This is a genomic window from Ramlibacter aurantiacus, from assembly GCF_016722895.1.
In the GTDB taxonomy this organism is placed as follows: Bacteria; Pseudomonadota; Gammaproteobacteria; order Burkholderiales; family Burkholderiaceae_C; genus Ramlibacter; species Ramlibacter aurantiacus.
The window spans coordinates 46,917-66,245 of the sequence record NZ_JAEQNA010000002.1 but is presented as its reverse complement, the minus strand read 5'-3'; the positions used below and the strand labels follow the sequence as shown (position 1 = coordinate 66,245).

Annotated in this window: 17 protein-coding genes and 1 other RNA gene; 8 read left to right on the top strand and 10 right to left on the bottom strand. The window is 70.5% G+C overall.

Annotated elements, in window-relative coordinates; translation table 11 throughout:
* Nucleotides 1-6 precede the first annotated feature (6 nt).
* The 3 genes from JI739_RS08175 to JI739_RS08165 form a co-directional block, all read right to left on the bottom strand.
* Complete coding sequence (locus JI739_RS08175) at nucleotides 7-1,515, bottom strand: FecR family protein (RefSeq protein ID WP_201683403.1); 1,509 nt, start codon at nucleotides 1,513-1,515, stop codon at nucleotides 7-9.
* Nucleotides 1,506-6,347: a two-partner secretion domain-containing protein gene (locus tag JI739_RS08170; protein ID WP_354003693.1), complete on the bottom strand. Its 4,842-nt coding sequence runs from the start codon at nucleotides 6,345-6,347 to the stop codon at nucleotides 1,506-1,508. Before JI739_RS08170 ends, JI739_RS08175 begins: the two co-directional genes overlap by 10 nt.
* 190 nt (nucleotides 6,348-6,537) lie before the next feature.
* Nucleotides 6,538-7,119, bottom strand: a complete 582-nt coding sequence (locus tag JI739_RS08165) for a bifunctional adenosylcobinamide kinase/adenosylcobinamide-phosphate guanylyltransferase (RefSeq protein WP_201683401.1) — start codon at nucleotides 7,117-7,119, stop codon at nucleotides 6,538-6,540.
* A 264-nt stretch (nucleotides 7,120-7,383) separates the two neighbouring features.
* Here JI739_RS08165 and JI739_RS08160 point away from each other — a divergent pair, with 264 nt between their 5' ends.
* From JI739_RS08160 to JI739_RS08150, 4 genes are all read left to right on the top strand, one after another.
* A complete protein-coding gene (locus tag JI739_RS08160; RefSeq protein WP_201683400.1) occupies nucleotides 7,384-7,599 on the top strand; it encodes a DUF904 domain-containing protein in 216 nt (71 codons plus the stop codon).
* A gap of 8 nt (nucleotides 7,600-7,607) precedes the next feature.
* Nucleotides 7,608-7,928 carry a cell division protein ZapA gene (locus tag JI739_RS08155; RefSeq protein ID WP_201683399.1) on the top strand — a complete coding sequence of 107 codons (321 nt, stop codon included), beginning with the start codon at nucleotides 7,608-7,610 and terminating at the stop codon, nucleotides 7,926-7,928.
* Between the two features lie 105 nt (nucleotides 7,929-8,033).
* Nucleotides 8,034-8,212, top strand: a non-coding RNA gene (gene ssrS / locus JI739_RS24925) — 6S RNA.
* A 53-nt stretch (nucleotides 8,213-8,265) separates the two neighbouring features.
* Nucleotides 8,266-9,081: a sulfite exporter TauE/SafE family protein gene (locus tag JI739_RS08150; RefSeq protein WP_201683398.1), complete on the top strand. Its 816-nt coding sequence runs from the start codon at nucleotides 8,266-8,268 to the stop codon at nucleotides 9,079-9,081.
* Here the strand turns inward: JI739_RS08150 and JI739_RS08145 are convergent.
* On the bottom strand, nucleotides 9,060-9,869 hold the full coding sequence (locus JI739_RS08145; protein WP_201683397.1) for an alpha/beta fold hydrolase: 810 nt from the start codon (nucleotides 9,867-9,869) through the stop codon (nucleotides 9,060-9,062). The genes JI739_RS08150 and JI739_RS08145 overlap by 22 nt on opposite strands.
* A 5-nt stretch (nucleotides 9,870-9,874) precedes the next feature.
* The gene (locus tag JI739_RS08140; protein WP_201683755.1) at nucleotides 9,875-10,204 is read right to left on the bottom strand and encodes a hypothetical protein; all 330 of its coding nucleotides are present in this window, start codon (nucleotides 10,202-10,204) and stop codon (nucleotides 9,875-9,877) included.
* A 113-nt stretch (nucleotides 10,205-10,317) separates the two neighbouring features.
* Here JI739_RS08140 and JI739_RS08135 point away from each other — a divergent pair, with 113 nt between their 5' ends.
* On the top strand, nucleotides 10,318-10,770 hold the full coding sequence (locus JI739_RS08135; protein WP_201683396.1) for a GNAT family N-acetyltransferase: 453 nt from the start codon (nucleotides 10,318-10,320) through the stop codon (nucleotides 10,768-10,770).
* A gap of 71 nt (nucleotides 10,771-10,841) precedes the next feature.
* Here JI739_RS08135 and JI739_RS08130 read toward each other — a convergent pair whose 3' ends face one another.
* The 3 genes from JI739_RS08130 to lgt form a co-directional block, all read right to left on the bottom strand.
* Complete coding sequence (locus JI739_RS08130) at nucleotides 10,842-12,389, bottom strand: malonate--CoA ligase (RefSeq protein ID WP_201683395.1); 1,548 nt, start codon at nucleotides 12,387-12,389, stop codon at nucleotides 10,842-10,844.
* A gap of 26 nt (nucleotides 12,390-12,415) precedes the next feature.
* Nucleotides 12,416-13,414, bottom strand: coding sequence for a Bug family tripartite tricarboxylate transporter substrate binding protein (locus tag JI739_RS08125; protein WP_201683394.1), 999 nt, complete (start codon nucleotides 13,412-13,414; stop codon nucleotides 12,416-12,418).
* A gap of 87 nt (nucleotides 13,415-13,501) precedes the next feature.
* The gene (gene lgt / locus JI739_RS08120) at nucleotides 13,502-14,320 is read right to left on the bottom strand and encodes a prolipoprotein diacylglyceryl transferase (RefSeq protein ID WP_201683393.1); all 819 of its coding nucleotides are present in this window, start codon (nucleotides 14,318-14,320) and stop codon (nucleotides 13,502-13,504) included.
* Between the two features lie 125 nt (nucleotides 14,321-14,445).
* Here lgt and ilvD point away from each other — a divergent pair, with 125 nt between their 5' ends.
* Nucleotides 14,446-16,140: a dihydroxy-acid dehydratase gene (gene ilvD / locus JI739_RS08115; RefSeq protein ID WP_201683392.1), complete on the top strand. Its 1,695-nt coding sequence runs from the start codon at nucleotides 14,446-14,448 to the stop codon at nucleotides 16,138-16,140.
* 76 nt (nucleotides 16,141-16,216) lie between these two features.
* A complete protein-coding gene (locus tag JI739_RS08110; protein WP_201683391.1) occupies nucleotides 16,217-17,728 on the top strand; it encodes an FAD-dependent oxidoreductase in 1,512 nt (503 codons plus the stop codon).
* Between the two features lie 20 nt (nucleotides 17,729-17,748).
* On the opposite strand, the gene JI739_RS08105 is transcribed toward JI739_RS08110, so the two are convergent.
* Nucleotides 17,749-17,982: a TIGR04438 family Trp-rich protein gene (locus JI739_RS08105; protein WP_201683390.1), complete on the bottom strand. Its 234-nt coding sequence runs from the start codon at nucleotides 17,980-17,982 to the stop codon at nucleotides 17,749-17,751.
* A 116-nt stretch (nucleotides 17,983-18,098) separates the two neighbouring features.
* Here JI739_RS08105 and JI739_RS08100 point away from each other — a divergent pair, with 116 nt between their 5' ends.
* Nucleotides 18,099-18,404, top strand: coding sequence for a c-type cytochrome (locus JI739_RS08100; protein ID WP_201683389.1), 306 nt, complete (start codon nucleotides 18,099-18,101; stop codon nucleotides 18,402-18,404).
* Nucleotides 18,405-18,472: 68 nt separating this feature from the next.
* On the opposite strand, the gene JI739_RS08095 is transcribed toward JI739_RS08100, so the two are convergent.
* The gene (locus JI739_RS08095) at nucleotides 18,473-19,315 is read right to left on the bottom strand and encodes a hypothetical protein (protein WP_201683388.1); all 843 of its coding nucleotides are present in this window, start codon (nucleotides 19,313-19,315) and stop codon (nucleotides 18,473-18,475) included.
* Nucleotides 19,316-19,329 lie beyond the last annotated feature (14 nt).

The following is a 19,329-nucleotide window of genomic DNA, read 5'->3' as shown; positions in this document are numbered from 1 at the left end:
AGCTTCTCAGCGGTAGCAGATGTCCGAACCCGTGGCCTGCCGGATCTGGAACAGCTGGGTGATGGGGCTTTCGGGGATGTCCGCGTCCGGCTCGGGCGTCGCGTCGTCGCTCAAGAAGGACGGGGCCTCGCGGGTGCGTTCGGCTTGTCCCGGCGTGCCGGACCAACCGGTCTCGCCGGCCGCCAGGTCGAGTCGCCGGTTGCCGGACTGCAGCACCACATGCCCCTGCCTCACGCCCACGTACAGGCCGTCCGCGCCACCGGGATCGGTGGCACCGAACACCCGGTCCCACTCGATCGGCACCCGGTCGGGCCGCGCCACCGGCAGGGCGTCCAGGAAGGCGGGCACCTCGCGCAGCACCCGCGGCAGGCCATCGCCGCCGATGTGGCCGACGCGGTCCAGCGGCACGTCGAGCGGACCGCGCTCGAAATACGGCAGCCCGTCCCAGGTGCGCATGAACAGGCCGTCTTCAGGGCGCGCCGCCACCTGCGACCCGGGCTCGGACGACCCGCCGGCCTGCTGGTGACGGGCCGATGCGGACGCCGGCTCGCCGCCCGCTTCCAGCACCAGCGACGGATCGATGCACGGGCCCTCGCAGATGATGTCCATGCCGGTGCCACGGATGCCGATCACCGAGGTGGCGGTCTTGATCTTGACCGCCTCGGGTGACTGCTTGCCGACCGAGCCGGTCAGCACGCGCAGGCCGCCACGCAGCAGGTCCAGCGCCACGTTGCTGCTTCGCTGCGGCTGCTCCCAGCTGAAGGCGCTGATACGCAGCACCGTGGCCGGGGCGACCGAGACCACCGAGTGGTCGCGGAAGGCCAGCACCAGCACCGTGCCCACGCCGGTGCGGACCTCCTCGCCCTCGAACAGCGCGCCACCCATGGCCAGGGGTCGGCTCACGCGGTCCTGGGTGAAAGCCGTGGCGACGCCAGACAGCTGCACGGCGCGCGCGACCACCGGCAGCGCCACGGCGCCGGCGCCGCCAGGGACCGGCGCACGCGCGGCGTCCCGGCAGTCCTCACCGCACAGGCGGGCATCGAAGCGGGTGCCCCGCACGCCTATGCTGGCCGTGGGGGTGTGCAGCGCAAAGGCTTCGGGCTGGCGCCTGGCGATCATTCCGGTGACCGCCCGCACGCCACCGCGCAGCAGCCGGAACCAGGCCGCTTCGGCGCCGGCCGCGGCGAGCTCGAACCGCTCCAGCACGAAAGCGGTGCCGGGGCGCAGCGTGAAGGCGGTGCCGTCGTGCAGCGTGACCACCGCGAATCCCTGCCCGCCGGTGACCAGCGTGTCGCCTTCGAACACGGGATCACCCGCCACCAGGAAGCGCGCGCCGGCGCCCGCCTGCTGCGCGCTGGTCAGGCCTTGCAGGCGCGTGACCTGGCCGATGGGCGACTGGGCGCTCGCCGTCGGCGCGGCCAGCAGAAGCAGCCCGACGGCCAGCACCGCCAGCACCGCCCGCCACGCGCGCCGGCCGCCGGCGGACACGGGAGCGGGGGCGCGGGTCACTGGCACGTGGTCTCCCCGTCCGGCGGACTCTCGCTCCTGCGCGGCCGCGACTCGTCGTCGAACCACTGCGTGTCGCTGAGGTAGCCGAACAGGTCGGGCATCTCCGGCACGGGCCCGGCGGGGTCCTGGACGACCTCGTTCCAGCCGGGAAAGTAATGCCGGAAAAGCTGCGCGTTGATCGCCGCGCCACCGGTGTTCGCCTGCAGCGAGAGCCCGCCCTGGGTGGTGGCCAGGTCGAAGCTGCCGGCCGTGATGGTGCTGGCGGCGCCATTGCCGCCACCTTGCAGCAGCAGGTCGCCATTGGCCGCGACGGACAGCACGGCGGGATCGATGCTCGCCGCGCCGGCAGCCCCGCCGGTGATGCCGATGCCTCCCCGCAGCGTGCTGATCGACATGAGGTCGGGCGCGTTGACCGCGGCCCAGCCGGCCACCGTGGCGCCGCCCAGGATCTGCAGCGAACCGGCGACCAGGCCCAGGCTGGTGCCGGCCTGGATGCGGCTCGCACCGCGCGCATCGGACGAGCCCACCTGCAAGACGCCGGCGGTGTCGTAGCCGAAGCCACCCGCCTGCAGCTCGAGGGCGCCGCTGGAATCGATCGCCGCCAGCGAGCCGGTGGCCTCGCTGGTGTTGCGCAGGCTCAGGCGGGCGCTGCCGGCCACGCCTTCGGTGCCGCGCAGGTGGATCACCTGGCGGTTGCCGTTGGCCGTGCCCAGGCCGGCGAAGCGGCCGGAGCCCGTCACGGCGATGTCCAGGGTGGCGGCCTGCAGCCACTGCGTGCCGCCGCTCGCCTGCACGCGCACCTCGTCGCCCGATGCGTTGTGCAGCGAGACCGCGCCGCCGGCCTGGAGGTCCTGGTCGCCGCCGGACTCGACGCTCACCGAGTGGCCGTCCGTGCCGCTGGCCAGCCGCAGGTCGCGGCCCGCCACCAGGCGCTGGCGGGAACCGCTGGTGAGGGTGACGCTGCCCGCGGCCGCGTCGATACGCAGGTCGTCCCGCGCAGCCAGCTCCATCCCGCCCCCCGAGCGCACCAGCAGTCCGCCGGCCACGCCGTGCAGGCTGAGATGGCCGCCCTGCGCGTGCAGGCTCAGGTCACCATCGACGGCCACTGGCGCCACCACCGCGATGCCGCCGTCAGGGGCGACCAGGCTGAACGAATGGGTCAGCGAAGCGGGCGTGCCGCCCAGGGTGAGCTGGCCCGCCTGGCGGCCGATCTGCAGGTCATCGGCACCCCGGCCCAACCGCAGCGCGCCGGAGCCATCGACGCTGGCTTCGATGGACAGGGCGCTGAGCGGCGCGCCGTCCAACTGCACACCGATGCCGTCACGGACGCGGATGCCGATCTCGCCCGCGTCCCTGATGCGCAGGGCGTCGGCCCCGCCGACGCTGCCGCGCTGGGCCGACAGGCTCACCCGGCCGCCCGGGCCGGAGAGCACATGCGGATCGAGGCCCCGCTCGGGGTTGCCCAGGATGCTGCCCTGGTCGGCCTGCAGGGTCACGTCGCCGGCGCGCCCGGAGCCGGCCGTCGAGACCGCGTCCACCTGGATGTCACCCAGCCTGGAGGTCACGTTCACCGCACCGCCGGCGGTCGTGGCGTTCAGCCGAATGGCCCCTGCCGAAACGAGCGTGAACGAATTGGGGTCCGCGACATCCCCCAGCTGGGCCTGCGCCCTGACGAGGGAGGCGGACGCCAACTCCACGTGCATGGACCCCGCTCCCTCGTGCGCCGCCTGGAGGATTTGCGGCCCCTGGTAAGCCTCGGCGGACGTGTCGCGGAAATCCACGTGCCAGGGCGCTGGGCCAGGCCCGACCGAGGCGATGCCGAGCACGCCTGCCGGGCCGGTGTAGGAAACGGTCTGCACGAGGTTGGCCTGCGCATCGAAAACGTCGAGCGAAGCGCCTGCGTTGTTGGCAAAGGCGCGACTCAGGTTCGTCCGGATAGCCAGGCGCTCCAGCCAGGAGCCGTTCACCTGAACGGCAAAGCCTCCTGCGGTGTCGAGCGTGAGGTCGTTCGTGCCCACCAGGCTGGCGGCGATGTCGCCACTGCCGGCGCGCAACACGATGGTGGGCGCGGTCAGCGTGCCGACCGCCAGGGCGCCCGCACTCTCCAGTTGCAGCGAACCGGCGACGGTGAGGTCGCCTACCTGCAGCCCCGCGCCGCGGCCGGTGAGCCGGAAGCCCTGCAGGGTGCTGTCCCACCGGTTCGGCGTGAAAGTGATGCCGCTGCCGGCGGCCGAGAGTGCCAGGTCCAGGTTCTCGGACTGGAACCGTGCCGCGTTCAGTTCGAGCCCGCCCGCCGACGCCGACAGGCCGAGTGTCGACACGGTACCCCCGGCCCGCACGTCGAAGCGGCCGCTTGCCGACTCGATGTCGATGCTCGGTGCCACCACCCACAGGCTGCCACCCGAGGCCGACCGGATGTCACCGCCGGCACGGATGTCCAGCGCCGATGCCTGGACGTGCGGCTGCGAGCCGTCGTCTCCCAGCACGGCCCCGCGCGACTGCAGCGCCACCTGGCCATCGGCCACCACGGAGCCGACGGCGAGATCGCCGGCGCCGAGCTGTTGCACCTGCACCGAGCCGCCGGTGGTGATCACCCCCAGGCGCAGCGCGCCGGCGTCGCGGGTGCGCAGCACCACCCCGGCGCCACCGGCCAGGCGCAGTGAGTCGACCCGCAGGCCGCCGCCGCTGACGTCGAGTGACAGCAGGCCATCGAACCCCGCCTTGGCGTGGGCAGAAAAGCGCAGGCCGGTGCCCTCGCGAGTGAAAGTCCAGTCGCCGAGATTGCTCCCCCCGGTGATCGTCGACGCCGCCAGGGCCGCAACGCCGCCGGCCAGCGACACCGCGCGCACCACCGTGCCGGCGTCGAAGCGCAGGTGCAGCGGCGCCGATGGCCCGGTGAACCGCAGATCCGCCACATCCACCCGCAGCGGGGCATCGGCCGATGCTCCGACGCTCTCCGTGCCGCTCGCCTGCACGTCGAGGAACTGGCCGCTCAGGCGGCCGCCCGCCGTTTGGGCGACCCCGGCGTCGGTCGCCAACCGGATCCCGCCACCCGCCCGCACCTCGCCCAGGCGCAGCACCCGGCCGGTGAGGTTGCGCAGCGAGATATCGCCGGCCGCGAAGGCATCGACCGAGCTGGCGTCGATCGCGGGGGCGCCGGTGATGGCGCCCCGCAGGGACTCCAGGCGGACCCCGGCACCGCCGGCCCGGATGACGCCCGAGTAGCCCAGGTCGCCCGCCACCTGCACGTCGACGGTGCCACCGTTCGTGGTGATGTCCCCCGTGCCGCTCAGGCCGCTGCCGCGCAGGATCACGTGGCCCTGGTGCGTGGTGATCCCGCCGCGCAGGTCGATGCCGCCGCGATCGTGGCTGGCGCCGCCGGCGCGGATGGTCAGGCCCGCGCCCACGGTGTTCAGCTGCAGGTGGTCGCGCACGAAGACGTTGCGCTCGGCCTGCAGCATCACGTCGCCCCTGATGGCGTCCAGCACGGCGGGGGCGATGGTGACCACGTTGTCGGGGAAGTCCGCGAACTCGTCGACCAGCTCGGGCATCTGCCCGCCGTCGGCCGCAATCACGATATCCAGCGGGTCCAGCAGCAAGGTGCCAGCCGCGCCATGGGGGGCCGACAGATCCGCGCGGCCGGTGAACTGCAACTGCTGCTTGCCCGACACCTCCGCGAAACCGCCGTCGCCGCCTTGCGCGCCGCCGCGCACCGACAAGGCGCCGGCGAACCGCGTGCTTTGGTCGGCCCAGACGATGATGCGGCCGCCATTGCCCTGCACGTCCGCGTCGGCCCGCAGGACCGCGCCCTCGGCCACGCTCACCCTTTGCGCATTGGCCACCTCGGGGTTGGCGCCCTGGTAGTCGCCCCCCACCAGGATGCGGCCGCCGCTGGAGCCGCTGGCGTCGAGCAGCGCGCCGGGCTCCAACGCCACCCGAGTGCCCAGCACCTGCACCTCGCCGCCGGGGCCTGCCAGGCCGCGTACATCGACCAGGCCGGCGACGCGGGTGGTGCCCCCGGCCTGCAAGTGGACGGCGCCGCCGCCGGTGGCGCTCAGCACGCTTTGCGGCGAAAGGCTCAGATCACCCGAGGCCGCCAGGACGATGCGGCCGTCGGCCCCTTGCACCAGCCGGTCCGCGCGGATGGTGCCCTCATGGCGCACGCTGGCGGCGAAGGCGCGCACCGCGCCGTTGTCGGCCAGGAGCTGGCCGAGATTGAGCACGGCATCGGTGGGCGCCTGCAGCTCGAAACGCACCCCGGGCAGATCGGGGCTGCCGATCTCCACGCGGCGGCCGGCGGCCAGCAGGATCTCACCGTTCGGCGCATGCACGATGCCGCTGTTGGCGATGTCGGGCGCGACCAGCACCACCCGCCCGCCGGGGCCCGTGGTGATGAAGCCTTCGTTGCGGATGCTCCCGCTGCCCGTGCTGCCTTGGGAAAAGCGCAGGCGGCCGGCCAGGAAGTCGGCGTCGGCCATGTCCAGCGTGGAGGCGACGAAGCCGTTGGTGTCGATGCGGGCGCCACCGCCGATCACGATGCCGTTGGGGTTGATCAGGAAGACCCGGCCGTTGGCCTGCAATTGGCCGAGCAGCTGCGAAGCCTCGGCCCCGGTGACGCGATTGAGCACGGCGCTCTGGGTCGAGGGCTGGACGAACCGCGCGACCTCGCCGGGGGCAATCGAAAAGCGTTGCCAGTTGATGATGGCGCCGTGGCCAGCCGTGACCTGGAGCCCCCCGGGCCCCTGCGAGATGCCCACGGCGCCGTGGGCCACGGTGGCGCCTTGCGGCAGCGCCCACGCCGCACCACCCAGGGCCGCCTGGATGGCCAGGGCGATCACGCCCAGCAGACACGGCGTCCGTGTGTTCCCCAGCTGCCCCATCCGAAGCCCCCCCTCGTCGAGCCTGGCCGCCTGGAAGCGAACGCAGGCTTGTCACAGATGAGCCCAGAATACGGAAGACTGACAGAATTAACAATAGACTGAACTAAAGCTGACTCCCCGAGTTAACCCGGACACGCCACGGCCGGCGTCAGCGGTCCTTGAGCGTCAGGGGCAGGCCGGCCGACATCAGGGTGACCCGTTCACAGGCCTGCACCGCCTGCTGTTCCAGCGATCCCAGCGTCTCCAGCAGCCGGCGCAGGTCGGGTTGTCCTGCCCCGGCGGCGCCGATGCGGTTGCCCACCAGCACCAGGGGGCCCGCGCAGGCGTTCACGGCATCGGCCAGGCGCAGCGGTCGGCCGCGGGCCACCAGCTGGGCGCCCTCGGCGTCGTCCGCTCCCATCGCATGCACCAGGGTGGCGGTGAGCCAGAAGCTGAGGCAATCGACCACGATCAGCGTGTCGGGACGGCTGTGCGAACCCAACGCCTGCGCCAGTTCGCTCGGCTGCTCCAGCCGCGGCAGCGATCGACCCGCTGCGCTCGTGTCGCGTCGACATCGCTCCACCAGGGCCCGCAGCTCCGGATCCCAGGCCTGCGCCGTATCGATGCACACGGCCCGGTGCTGCGGGGCCTCGGCCAGCCAGCTGGCCGCCAGGGCCTGGGCACGGGCACTGCGTGCACCCGGCCCGGCACCCAGGATCAACTCGCTGCGGGCCACGCGCAGTTCAGCCACGGCGCGCCTCCGGGACCGACTCGTGATCCCGAACCGGACGGCGGCCTGCCCGGAGTGCCTGGAGCGGCTCGAGCCGGGCGGCAAGGACGGCGCGAAGGCGCGGCAGGTCCACGACGCAGCGGGGACCGGGGGCGATCACGAAAAAGGATGCGGCTTGCACGTCTTGGCAAGGATACCCACGCCTGCGGCCTGCGAGCCACACCTGCTTCGCGACGCGCGTGAATTCGCCGGAGTGCGCCGGAGCGACGCCTACAATCCGCAGCCATGTCCGCGCCCGCCTCCCAGATCGAGCAGCTCGCCGAACGCGTCGAACGCCTGCTGATACGCCACGAGGAGCTTGCCCGCACCAACGCCTTGTTGTCGCAGCAAGTCGAGGCCTTGACCCAGGAGCGTGAATCCCTGAAGTCGCGGCTGTCCGCGGCCCGCGCCCGGGTCGATGCGCTGCTCGAACGCCTCCCCCCCTTGAAGAACGCCGCGTGAGCCGGTCCATGAAGCAAATCGAAGTGCAGATCATGGGGCAGAGCTATCTGCTCGGATGCCCCGAGGGCGGTGAGTCGCGGCTGCGCGATGCCGTGGGCAAGGTGGACGAGGCCATGTGCCGCATCCGCGATGCCGGCAAGGTCAAGGCCCGCGACCGCATCGCGGTCCTGGCGGCCCTGAACCTCGCCTTCGACCTCGGTGAACGCGCGGCCACCGGCGCTTCGTTCGCCCCGGCCGCCGCCAACGAAAGCGGCGCGCCCGACGAGCGCATCAGCCAGCTCGTCGAGCGCCTGGACCAGGCACTCGCCGGCGATGGCCGGCTGCTGTGAATGCAGTTGAGTCCGCCGCGCCGCTGTCAACCTCGCCGCTTCAAATCTTTCGCAACCGAAGGTTTTGACCTACCCGTCTCCAGGGGGCTCACGCCTACAATGGCCCCGTGTCTGCAGTGCGTGCCGGGCTTTATATTTCCTTGAACCAATGCTCTATGAGCTCGGGCCTGGAACAAAGCTGGCGAGCGTGATCGTCTCGCGTCAGATGAACCCAACGCCAGCTTGACCTAGCCCACCTGAACCCCGGTTCAGGATGCCGGTCCGGTGGCACTTGCAGACGCCTTATTCCTGCTCGTTCGCAAGCGCGAACGGCCATAACAAGAACAACACGCGACGGATGTTCCTGGACCCGCTTCTCATCGCCGAGCTGGCCCTGCTGGGCATCGCCACGGGCTTTCTGGCGGGGCTGCTGGGCATCGGCGGCGGCATGGTGCTGGTGCCCTTCGTCACCCTCATCCTCGACAGCCGCGGCATCGAATCCGAACTTGCCGTGAAGATGGCCATCGCCACCTCGATGGCCACCATCATCTTCACGTCCGTCTCCAGCGTGCGGGCCCACCATCGCCGCGGCGCAGTGCGCTGGAACCTGGTCGCCCGCCTCGCTCCCGGCATCGTCGTCGGCAGCCTGGTCGCCAGCCTGGGCGTGTTCGCGTTGCTCAAGGGGTCGTGGCTTGCGCTGTTCTTCGCTGCCTTCGTGGGCTTCTCCGCCACGCAGATGTTCGTCGACAGAAAGCCCGCGCCCACGCGGCAGATGCCGGGTACCGGTGGACAGCTGGCAGCCGGTGGCTTCATCGGGTTCCTGTCGGGACTGGTCGGCGCCGGGGGCGGCTTCATCAGCGTGCCGTTCATGACCTGGTGCAACGTGGCCATCCACCAGGCGGTGGCCACGTCTGCCGCGCTGGGCTTCCCCATCGCCGTCACCAATGCGCTCGGTTATGCCCTAAGTGGCCAAGCGGTGGGGAACCTGCCCCCGGGCTCCTTCGGCTACATCTGGCTGCCGGCGCTGGCCGTCATCGCAGCGTGCAGCGTCTTCACCGCGCCGCTGGGCGCGCGCGCCGCGCACGCCTTGCCGGTCAAGCCGCTCAAGCGGGTGTTCGCCATCGTGCTGTACCTGCTGGCCGCCTACATGGCCTACAAGGGGCTCACCGCCTGAGCGTCCTCGGGCTGCGGGCGCCGCTCGGCGACGCACCCGGCCATCGCCCGCAGCACCTGCAACACCAACTGCGGCTCGGTTCGCTGGGGGAAGTGTCCCGATCGTCGTGCGATCACCTGCTTCCCTGCTGGTGAGAGCTGCACGAGTTCGGCCTGGTGGCGGCGCCGCCGCTCCCAGGCCTGCGCATCGGACAACCAGCGGGGGGGCGACCGGCCTGCACTGACCACGGTGAGCGGCACGGGGGGAAACGGGCCGGCCTGCGTGAGTTCGCGCACCGTCGCTTGCTGCCAGGCCAGTTCGGCCTCGAGGTTGGCGCGAAACCACCCGGTCGGCACCTCGAACAATCGTCCGAGCACCTGCGCCAGGCGCTTCTCGTGCCCGTGGCCATGCACGGTGTCATCCGGATGCGTGGACTCGACCAACACCACGCCTGCCACCTCCTGCGGGTAGAGCCGCGCAAACAGGTTGGCATGCAGGCCGCCGAGCGAATGCCCGACCAGCACGTAGGGCGGCTGCAGCTCACAACCGTGCAGCAGTTCGCGCAGGGTCGCGAGTACGGTGGTGCCGGTTTGCGGCACCCGCGGCCGCGCGCTGCGCCCCAATCCGAATCGGTTCCAGGCAAGCACTCGACCCAGGCGCTCGATGTCCGGATACAGCGCCTTCCAGCCCTCGAGGGTCACGCCGGCGCCGCTGAAAAGAATCCAGTGCGGCGGGCCATCGCCGGAAAGAACGTATTCCAGTGCCCCCGCCTGCGTCGGCAGCAGGCGCTTGCGCGGCAGCGCACCCATGCGAGCTAGGCGCCGCCGATCCCGACGTTGACCTTGCCCGTACCTTCGCAGGCGGGACAGCGCGAGCCATTGAGCTGGCCGCTGCCGCCACAGGTTCCGCACACGTCCTCGCCCGTGCCAGGTGTGCCCACGGGCGCTTCGTCACCCGGGCTCATGGGCGGGGTGCTGCGGGGCGCCGGCTGGGCGGGATCGGAACCGCCGCCACCACCGGCAGCGGCACCGCGCGCCCCGGCACCGGCGAGATCGAGAGTGGCGCCCGGATCTTCCTCGCCGGCCACGGATTCGGCCGACAGATCGACGGGGCGTGGGGATGCGGCAGAGGAGGTCGTGTTCATCGTTCGATGCTGGAGCGGGCGCGCCACACGGGCTGTAGGACGCTGCCGCGACGAGGGGCGCGCGCCAGCGGCCAACCCAGCGATTGCCGCCGGCTGCCGGGCACAATGAGTGCATGAGCCCCGTCGTCATCCGAGCCGCCTTGCCGGCGGACGAGCCGAGCTGGCGCCAGTTGTGGCGCGGCTACTTCGGCTTCATCGGCAAGGCCATGCCCGAGGAAACTGCCCGGCGCACCTGGGCCCGCATCCTCGACCCCGACTCGGCCATCATGTGCATCGTGGCCGAGGTCGATGGCCAGGTCTATGGATTCGCCAATTGCGTGGTGCACGAGAACACCTGGCAAACACAGCCCGCCTGCTACCTGGAAGATCTGTATGTGATGCCCTCGGCCCGCGGCCACGGCATCGGAACCGCCCTGGTGGAGTGGCTGCGCAATGCGATGCGTGCTGAAGGCTGGGAGCGGCTCTACTGGATGGCCCCCGCCGACAACGCCGCAGTCCGCCGCCTCTACGACCGCTTCGCCGAGGGCCAGGAACTGGTGCGGTATGTGGTTCGGGATAGGGCTTAGGGGCTGGGGAGCACCTCGGAGCCGCGTGCCTTCCCCTGGTCCCTGGAACCCAGGCCCTGGCCCCTGGGCCTTCAGCCCCTGAACAACGCCCCATACTGCTGCCGCAGCACGTTCTTCTGCACCTTGCCCATCGTGTTGCGCGGCAGGTCTTCGACGATGAAGCAGCGCTTGGGAATCTTGAAGTTGGCCAGGCGCGCCTTGAGGCTCTCGATGACCGCATCGCCGTCGACTCGCTCACCCGGCTTGCACACCACCACCGCCACGCCGACTTCGCCGAAGTCCGGGTGCGGCACGCCCACCAGCGCACTTTCGGCCACGCCAGGCATCTCGTTGATGTAGCCCTCGATCTCGGCCGGGTAGACGTTGTAGCCGCCGCTGATGATGAGGTCCTTGCTGCGGCCCACGATGGTGACGTAGCCCAGTTCGTCCACCTTGCCGACGTCGCCGGTCTTGAACCAGCCGTCGCTGGTGAACTCTTCGCGGGTTTTCTCGGGCATGCGCCAGTAGCCGACGAACACGTTGGGCCCGCGCACCTCGATGCCGCCGATCTCGCCTGCGGGAAGGCCGGATCCGTCATCCGCGCGAACGCGCAGGCCCACACCGGGCAGCGGGAAGCCGACCGTGCCGCCGCGGCGCTCGCCGTCTTCCGGACGATAGGGATTGGACGTGAGCATGAGGGTTTCGCTCATGCCGTAGCGCTCGACGATGGTGTGGCCGGTGCGATCACGCCAGTCGTTGAAGGTCTCCAGCAACAGCGGCGCCGAGCCCGAGATGAAGAGGCGCATGCGACGCGCGGCCTGCCGACCCAGGGCCGGCTCGGCCAGCATGCGCACGTACATCGTGGGCACGCCCATGAACACCGTGGCCTCGGGCAGGCGTGCGATGGCGCGTCGGACGTCAAAGCGGTTCATCCAGATCATGCGGCTGCCGTTGATCAGCGCGCCATGGATCGCGACGAACAGCCCGTGCACGTGGAAGATGGGCAGGGCGTGCAGGAGCACGTCGCCGCCCTCCTCCGGCGTGCGCCAGCCCCAGTAGGACTTGAGCACCTGCGCGTTGGACAGCAGGTTGCCGTGCGTGAGCATGGCGCCCTTGCTGCGGCCGGTGGTGCCCGAGGTGTAGAGGATGGCCCCCAGCTCGCCGGACTCGCGGCGCGCGATCTCGTGCTGGTCGCTCTGCTGCATCGCCTGCTCGAGCAGCGTGCCGGTGCGGTCGTCACCCAATGTGAAGACGTGGCGCGTCCCCGCCTGCGCCGCGAGACGGCCGACCCAGCCCAGGTTGCGTGGGCTGCAAACCACCACGGCCGGCTCGGCGTCCTTCAGGAAGTACTCGATCTCGGCACTCTGATAGGCGGTGTTGAGCGGCAGGAACACGTAGCCGGCCCGCAGCGTGGCCAGGTACAGCATCATGGCCTCGACCGACTTGTCCACCTGCACCGCCACGCGCGAATCGGCGGGCAGGCCCAGCGAGTGCAGCAGGTTGGCGATCATCGCCGTCGCGCGGTCGATGTCGCGCCAGCTGTAGCTGTGCCCTTCGTCGGTGTCGATGGCGACGGCGTTCAGGTTGGCGGGGAACGCGGCTCGGAGGGCGGCGAAGAGGTTGGGGTTGCTGGCGGACATGGAACGGGACACAGCGATCGATTGGATCAGTCGAGCTTGGCGCCGGCGGCCTTGACGACCGCGGACCAGCGCTTGATTTCGCTGTTGATGTGGGAAGCGAACTGTTGCTGGTTGAGGTTGGGGACTTCGGCGCCCTGGCCGGCCCAGACGGTCTTGATCTCGTCGGCGGCAAGCGTCTTGCGCATCTCCTCGATCACCCGGGTCTGCACATCCTGTGGCGTCCCCTTGGGGGCCCAGAGCGCATACCAGGTGCTGACCGTGTAATCGGGGAACCCGACCTCGGCCGCCGAGGGCACATCGGGAAAGGCCGGCGAACGCCGGTTGCCGGAGACCATCAGTGCCTTGATGCGGCCCCCCTTGATGTGGGCGGCCGAGGAGCCCAGCCCGTCGAACATCATGTCCACCTGCCCGCCCACCAGGTCGCGCAGGGCGGGCCCGGCCCCGGTGTAGGGGATGTGGATGATGAAGGTCTGGCTCTGCTGCTTGAACAGCTCCCCGGCCAGGTGGTGCGAGGTGCCGGTGCCGGCCGATCCGTAGTTGTAGCGACCCGGGCTCTTGCGCACCGTGGCCAGGAACTCCTTGAAGTCGGCCACCGGCAGGTTGCGCGGATTGACCACGAGCACCTGCGGCACGTTGGCCAGGACCATCAGGGGCACGAAATCCTTCTCGAGGTCGTAGTCCAGCTTGGGATACATCGATGGCGCGATGGCGTGGTGCACCGCGCCCATGAACAGCGTGTAGCCGTCCGGCGCCGCCCGGGCTGCCAGGCTGGCGCCGACGGTGCCGCCGGCTCCGCCGCGGTTCTCGACCACCAGCTGGCGACCGGTCTGCTTGGCGAACTGCGCCGCCAGGGGCCGCGCGAAGGCGTCGGTGCCGCCGCCGGCCGGGAAGGGCACGATCAGGTTGACCGGCCGGGCGGGCCAGCTGCCGGCAGCGCCTTGCGCCAGGGTCAGGGGTGCGCAGGCGGCCGTGGTGGCCCCCAGCGCCAGGCGCATCAGGTCGCGACGGGTGGCTTCGAATGCCATGGCTCGTTGTCTCCGTTGTTGTGGTCGATCGGGGTGCGACACCTTAGCCGCAGCCGATCCGCATCGGCATCCGGATTTGCCCCGTCCTCAGGCGTGCGCCGGCTTGCGGCGGACGGACCAGTGCCACAACGCCACACCGGCGATCACCATGGGCACGCACAGCCACTGCCCCATCGTCATGCCCAGCGAGAGCACGCCCAGGTGGGCGTCGGGTTCGCGGAAGTACTCGGCGATGAAACGCAGCACGCCGTAGCCGATCAGGAAGAACGCCGACACCTGCGCCTCGGGCCGGCGCCGCCGCGCGAACAGCCACAGGAGGACGAACAACAGCAGCCCCTCGAGCAGGATCTGGTAGATCTGCGACGGGTGGCGCGGCACCATCGAGCCGCTGTGCGGGAACACCATCGCCCAGGGCAGCGACGGATCGGCCGGCCGTCCCCACAACTCGCCATTGATGAAGTTGCCGACGCGGCCGGCGGCCAGCCCCAGCGGCACGCAGGGAGCCACCAGGTCCATCACCTGCCAGAACGGCTTGCCACGCGAGCGGGCGAACCACCATTGGGAAACGATCACCCCCACCAGGCCGCCGTGGAAGCTCATGCCGCCGCGCCAGATGGCGAAGATCTCGAGCGGGTGCGCGGCGTAGTACGCCGGCTTGTAGAACAAGCCGTAGCCCAGGCGCCCGCCGACGATCACCCCCACCACGCCGAGGAACAGCATGTCCTCGATGTCCCGCCGGCTCCAGGCACCGGGCCCGCGGATGGAGGCGAAGGGCTCGTGGCTTAGACGGCGCACGGCCAGCAGGTAGAACAGCGTGAAGGCCAGCACATAGGTGAGGCCGTACCAGTGGATGGCGATCGGCCCGAGCTGGATGGCGACCGGATCGATCTGCGGGAAGGTGAGCATCGGGCTATTGTGCCGCCGCCTGGAGGCACCAGGCCCGGCCGCATCGGCCCGGCTCCAGGCCGATGCGAGAATCACGGACCGGTCACCCGGCCACCCTGCCTCGCCTCAATTCGATCGATATTCCTATGGACACCCAGCCGATCCACCTGCACCTGCGCAGCAGCCACATCACCGAAGGCAAGTCGCGCGCCCCCAACCGCTCCATGTACTACGGCATGGGCTACCAGGAGTCCGATTTCGGCAAGCCCATGGTGGGCATCGCCAACGGCTTCAGCACCATCACCCCGTGCAACAGCGGCCTGCAGCGACTGGCCGACGCAGCTGTCGAGGGCATCCGCGAAGCCGGTGGCAACCCGCAGGTCTTCGGCACGCCCACCATCTCCGATGGCATGGCCATGGGCACCGAGGGCATGAAGTACAGCCTGGTCAGCCGCGAAGTCATCTCCGACTGCATCGAGACCTGCGTGCAAGGCCAGTGGATGGATGGCGTGCTGGTCATCGGCGGCTGCGACAAGAACATGCCCGGCGGCCTCATGGGCATGCTGCGCGCCAACGTGCCGGCCATCTACGTCTACGGCGGCACCATCCTGCCGGGCAAGTGGAAGGGCGAGGACCTGAACATCGTGAGCGTCTTCGAGGCCGTGGGTCAGAACGCCGCCGGCAAGATCAGCGACCAGGACCTCAAGGAGATCGAGCAGCGCGCCATTCCCGGCACGGGCTCGTGCGGCGGCATGTACACCGCCAACACCATGTCCTCCGCCTTCGAGGCGCTGGGCATCTCGCTGCCCTACTCCTCCACCATGGCCAACCCGCACGACGAGAAGGTGCAGTCGACGCGGGAATCGGCCAAGGTCCTGCTCGAAGCCATCCGCAAGGACATCAAGCCCCGCGACATCGTGACCCGCAAGTCCATCGAGAACGCCGTGGCGGTGATCATGGCCACCGGCGGCTCCACCAACGCGGTGCTGCACTTCCTGGCCATTGCCCACGCCGCCGAGGTGGAGTGGACCATCGACGACTTCGAGCGGGTGCGCCAGCGCACCCCGGTGCTGTGCGACCTCAAGCCCAGCGGAAAGTACCTGGCCGTGGACCTGCACCGCGCCGGCGGCATTCCGCAGATCATGAAGATGCTGCTGAACGCCGGGCTGCTGCACGGCGACTGCCTCACCATCACCGGCCAGACGGTGGCCGAGGTGCTCGCGGACGTGCCGGACCAGCCGCGCGCCGACCAGGACGTGATCCGGCCGCTCAGCAACCCGATGTACGAGCAAGGCCACTTGGCCATCCTCAAGGGCAACCTCTCCCCCGAAGGCGCGGTGGCCAAGATCACCGGGCTGGCCAACCCGGTCATCACCGGACCTGCCCGCGTCTTCGATGACGAGCAGTCCGCCCTGCAGGCCATTCTCGATGGCCGGATCCAGGCCGGCGACGTGATGGTGCTGCGTTACCTCGGCCCCAAGGGCGGGCCGGGCATGCCCGAGATGCTGGCCCCTACCGGCGCCCTGATCGGCGCCGGCCTCGGCGAAAGCGTCGGCCTGATCACCGACGGCCGCTTCTCCGGTGGCACGTGGGGCATGGTGGTGGGCCACGTGGCGCCCGAAGCCGCCGCCGGCGGCACCATCGCCCTGGTGAACGAGGGCGACACGATCACCATCGACGCCCACCGACTGCTGCTGCAGCTGAACGTGCCAGACGAAGAGATCGCGCGCCGGCGCCAGGGCTGGACCGCGCCGCCGCCGCGGTACACGCGCGGCGTGCAGGCCAAGTTCGCCTTCAACGCCTCCAGCGCCAGCAAGGGTGCTGTCCTCGACAATTTCTGAGCGCGCCGGCAGTCGCTCCCGTCCTACGGAAGGCGGCGGGCCGCGCTCCTAGCATGAGGCCTCCCAGGAGGCGCTCATGAACACCCAGTCCGTCTGGCGCGGCACCGCGCCGTCGCCCGGTTTCGGCATGCTCAACGGCGACCTCGGCACCGAGGTGCTGATCATCGGCGGCGGCATCACCGGGCTGACCCTGGCCATGCTGCTGGCGCGGCAGGGCCGGCAGGTCGTGCTGATCGAAGCCGATGAGATCGGCAGCGGCACCACGGGTCACTCCACGGGCAACCTGTACGAGACACTGTCCGGCGGCCTGCACACCATCCGCTCCGGCTGGGGCGAGCAGGTGGTCCGCCAGGTGGTGGCCGAGCGCCGCGCGGCCATCGAGTTCATCGAGGAACAGTCGCGTGCCGCGACCGGCGTGGGCTTTCGGCGCTGTCCGCTGGTGCTTTATGCGATGAGCCCCTCGCAGCAAGGCTTTGTCGACGGCGAAATCGACACCCTGCTGCGCGCCGGCGCGCAGCAGGAGCGCCGCTCCTCGATCGATGCCCCGCTGCCACCGGCCGCGGGACCGGTGCTGGTGCTGCCCAACCAGGCGCAGATCCAGCCGCAGGCCTATGCCACCCACCTGGCGCGGCAAGCCGCCGCGGCCGGAGCCAGCCTGCACGAGCACACCCGTGCGCTGCAGATCGACGCCCGCGCCAAGATCGTCGAAACCGCCACCGGCGCCATCACGGCGCGCGAGATCGTGATGGCGACCCACACCCCCAAGGGCATTCGCTTCGTGCACGCCGAGATGCCCGTGCACCGCGAGTACGCGGTCGCCCTGCCCTTTGGCGCCGGCATGTCCGACCCAGGCCCCGGGATCTTCTGGGCCCTGGGCGACGAGGGCTTGTCGATACGCACCTACGACGCAGATGGCCAACGCTTCGTGATCTGCGTCGGCCGCGAGCATCCACCGGGCGCGCACAACGCCAAGGCGGCGCTGATGGCGGTGGAGGCCGCGGCCGCGCGTCACTTCGGGGCGGTACAGCCGGCGTTCCGCTGGTCCGCGCAGAACTACCACGGCGCCGACGGCCTGCCCTATATCGGGCGGGACAGTACCGGCTGCTTCATCGCCACCGGCTTCGCCACGGACGGCCTGACCTGGGGCACGGTGGCCGCCCGCCTCATTGCCGAGGAACTCTCGGGGTCGTCTCCCGCCTTCGCCAGCCTGTGCAAGCCGTCAAGGCTGTCCCTGATCAAGGGCGCCAAATCGATCCTGGAAGAAGTGGCCGTGACCGCGAAGTCGCTGGTCAAGGACTACCTGACCCACCGGCAGGAGGAGAAGCTGTCGAGCCTGGCACCGGGTGACAGCGCGATCATCGATTCGGATGGCGGAAGCTGCGCCGCCTGGCGCTCCCCCCAGGGCGAGCTGTTCGCCGTGTCGGCGGTGTGTACGCACATGGGGTGCAAGGTGCACTGGAACAGCGTGGAAACCAGCTGGGACTGCCCCTGCCACGGCAGCCGGTTCCGCCCCGACGGCACGGTGATCGAAGGGCCGGCCCTGAGACCGCTTGCCGTGCGGCACCCGCGCTCGCTGAAGTCCGGATGACCGGGAGCTCGCGCCGCCGCTCAGCGAAACGACTTCTGCTGCTGCGCCAGGTGCCGGCGCATCTGGCGCAGCCGCCGCTGCAGCTCACGCTCGGCAGCGCGCCGCTTGGTGTAACCGGTGAGATCAGCCACCGTCCACCACAGGGATGCCAGCGGGAACGGCAGGAGCACGCCCCACCAGGACCAGTCCGCCACCGGCGCCGCGCCCAGCAACTTCAGAACCATCAGCAAGATCCCAAGTCCGAGCAAGTACATGTCTTTTCCTTCTGCAACCGGGTGCCGCCGCGGACGATCCATCCTGGATTACCCGGTCAACGCCCATCCCTACAATCGCGTTCGGAACTGTAAATCACGCTGCTGAGGATCCCTAGATGAAACGAGCATTTTTCGTCCTGATGACGGCCTGCGGCCTGGCCGCACCGGCCCTGGCCAACCAGGCCCTGGCCACCGCCAAGAACTGCATGGCCTGCCACGCCGTCGACAAGAAACTGGTCGGCCCCTCCTACAAGGACATCGCCGCCAAGTACGCCAGCGACAAGGGCGCGGTCGACAAGCTGAGCGCCAAGATCATCAAGGGTGGTGCTGGCGTCTGGGGCCCCGTGCCCATGCCGGCCAACCCGCAGGTCACCGAAGCCGAAGCCAAGACGCTCGCCGCCTGGGTGCTGACCGCCAAGTAGGCCCGCATCTCCCTACGCAAAGGGCGCCCTCGTGGCGCCCTTTGCATGGGCCGGCACCGCCGGCTTTCTCAGCCCCAGTGCGCCAGGCTGTTCGGCCCCGGGGCCATCGTTGCCTGCGTCCGGTCGGCGAACGCCCGGAGCTCGACCTGCACCGCCTGCTCGTCGATCGCCCCGGCCGCCTGGCGCGCACCGGCCACCACGAGGGCCGTTTCGATGCGGGCCAGGCCCGCCACCAGCGCCTGCGCTTCCTGGCGAATGTCGAGGGCCAGCGTCGGATGACCGGCGCAGGCCAGGAAGTACCCCTGTACGCCAGCCTCGAGGGCGGCGTGGTTCGCCGGCCAGTCCGCGGCCACAGCGGCCGCGCCGGCGCCTGGCCTGCGGGTGATCAGGTCGCGCAGCACGTCGCGCACGTCGTGAGGCCCATCGACCGCGCAGCAAGCCCGGGTGAGGTGCCTCACGGCATCCCGCATGCGCGTCGGATCGGCGCAGAAGGCAGCCACCAAGCTCGCCAGCCGCTGCCGCCACACCGTCGGCCCCGCCCCATGGCGCAGTTCGCGCAAGAGAGGAATCAAGACCCGGGCGTCGGTGATCGGGCACACGGCGAGCGCCTCGAATCCGATGCGTATCGCCTCGGCCGGCGCGGGGCCGGCTCCAGCCATCCGGAACAGGCGGCGGTACACGGCGCCGAACAGCAAGGTTCGGTGGCGAACCGGCACGGGCCCGACCGGCGCCTGGGCGCGCAGCAGGTGGCTGATCACCTCGTGCAGGGCCCGGGGCTCGATGGAATGCTGGACCCGCAGGCAGCCACCCCTGGCGCGCACATGCCCCGAGTCGACGAGCCGCTGGACAAGGCGCGCGGGTGCTCGGTGGCGGACCAGCCAACTCCCCGCGTCGGCTTGCGCCAGGGCCATCGCAGCCCGGTTCA

Coding starts and splice junctions, on each gene's coding strand:
- JI739_RS08140 (WP_201683755.1), bottom strand. CDS start 10,204: ATGAACACGACCTCCTCTGCCGCATCCCCACGCCCCGTCGATCTGTCG.
- JI739_RS08095 (WP_201683388.1), bottom strand. CDS start 19,315: ATGGCCCTGGCGCAAGCCGACGCGGGGAGTTGGCTGGTCCGCCACCGA.
- JI739_RS08145 (WP_201683397.1), bottom strand. CDS start 9,869: ATGGGTGCGCTGCCGCGCAAGCGCCTGCTGCCGACGCAGGCGGGGGCA.
- JI739_RS08125 (WP_201683394.1), bottom strand. CDS start 13,414: ATGGCATTCGAAGCCACCCGTCGCGACCTGATGCGCCTGGCGCTGGGG.
- lgt (WP_201683393.1), bottom strand. CDS start 14,320: ATGCTCACCTTCCCGCAGATCGATCCGGTCGCCATCCAGCTCGGGCCG.
- JI739_RS08110 (WP_201683391.1), top strand. CDS start 16,217: ATGAACACCCAGTCCGTCTGGCGCGGCACCGCGCCGTCGCCCGGTTTC.
- JI739_RS08150 (WP_201683398.1), top strand. CDS start 8,266: ATGTTCCTGGACCCGCTTCTCATCGCCGAGCTGGCCCTGCTGGGCATC.
- JI739_RS08135 (WP_201683396.1), top strand. CDS start 10,318: ATGAGCCCCGTCGTCATCCGAGCCGCCTTGCCGGCGGACGAGCCGAGC.
- JI739_RS08130 (WP_201683395.1), bottom strand. CDS start 12,389: ATGTCCGCCAGCAACCCCAACCTCTTCGCCGCCCTCCGAGCCGCGTTC.
- JI739_RS08155 (WP_201683399.1), top strand. CDS start 7,608: ATGAAGCAAATCGAAGTGCAGATCATGGGGCAGAGCTATCTGCTCGGA.
- JI739_RS08100 (WP_201683389.1), top strand. CDS start 18,099: ATGAAACGAGCATTTTTCGTCCTGATGACGGCCTGCGGCCTGGCCGCA.
- ilvD (WP_201683392.1), top strand. CDS start 14,446: ATGGACACCCAGCCGATCCACCTGCACCTGCGCAGCAGCCACATCACC.
- JI739_RS08160 (WP_201683400.1), top strand. CDS start 7,384: ATGTCCGCGCCCGCCTCCCAGATCGAGCAGCTCGCCGAACGCGTCGAA.
- JI739_RS08105 (WP_201683390.1), bottom strand. CDS start 17,982: ATGTACTTGCTCGGACTTGGGATCTTGCTGATGGTTCTGAAGTTGCTG.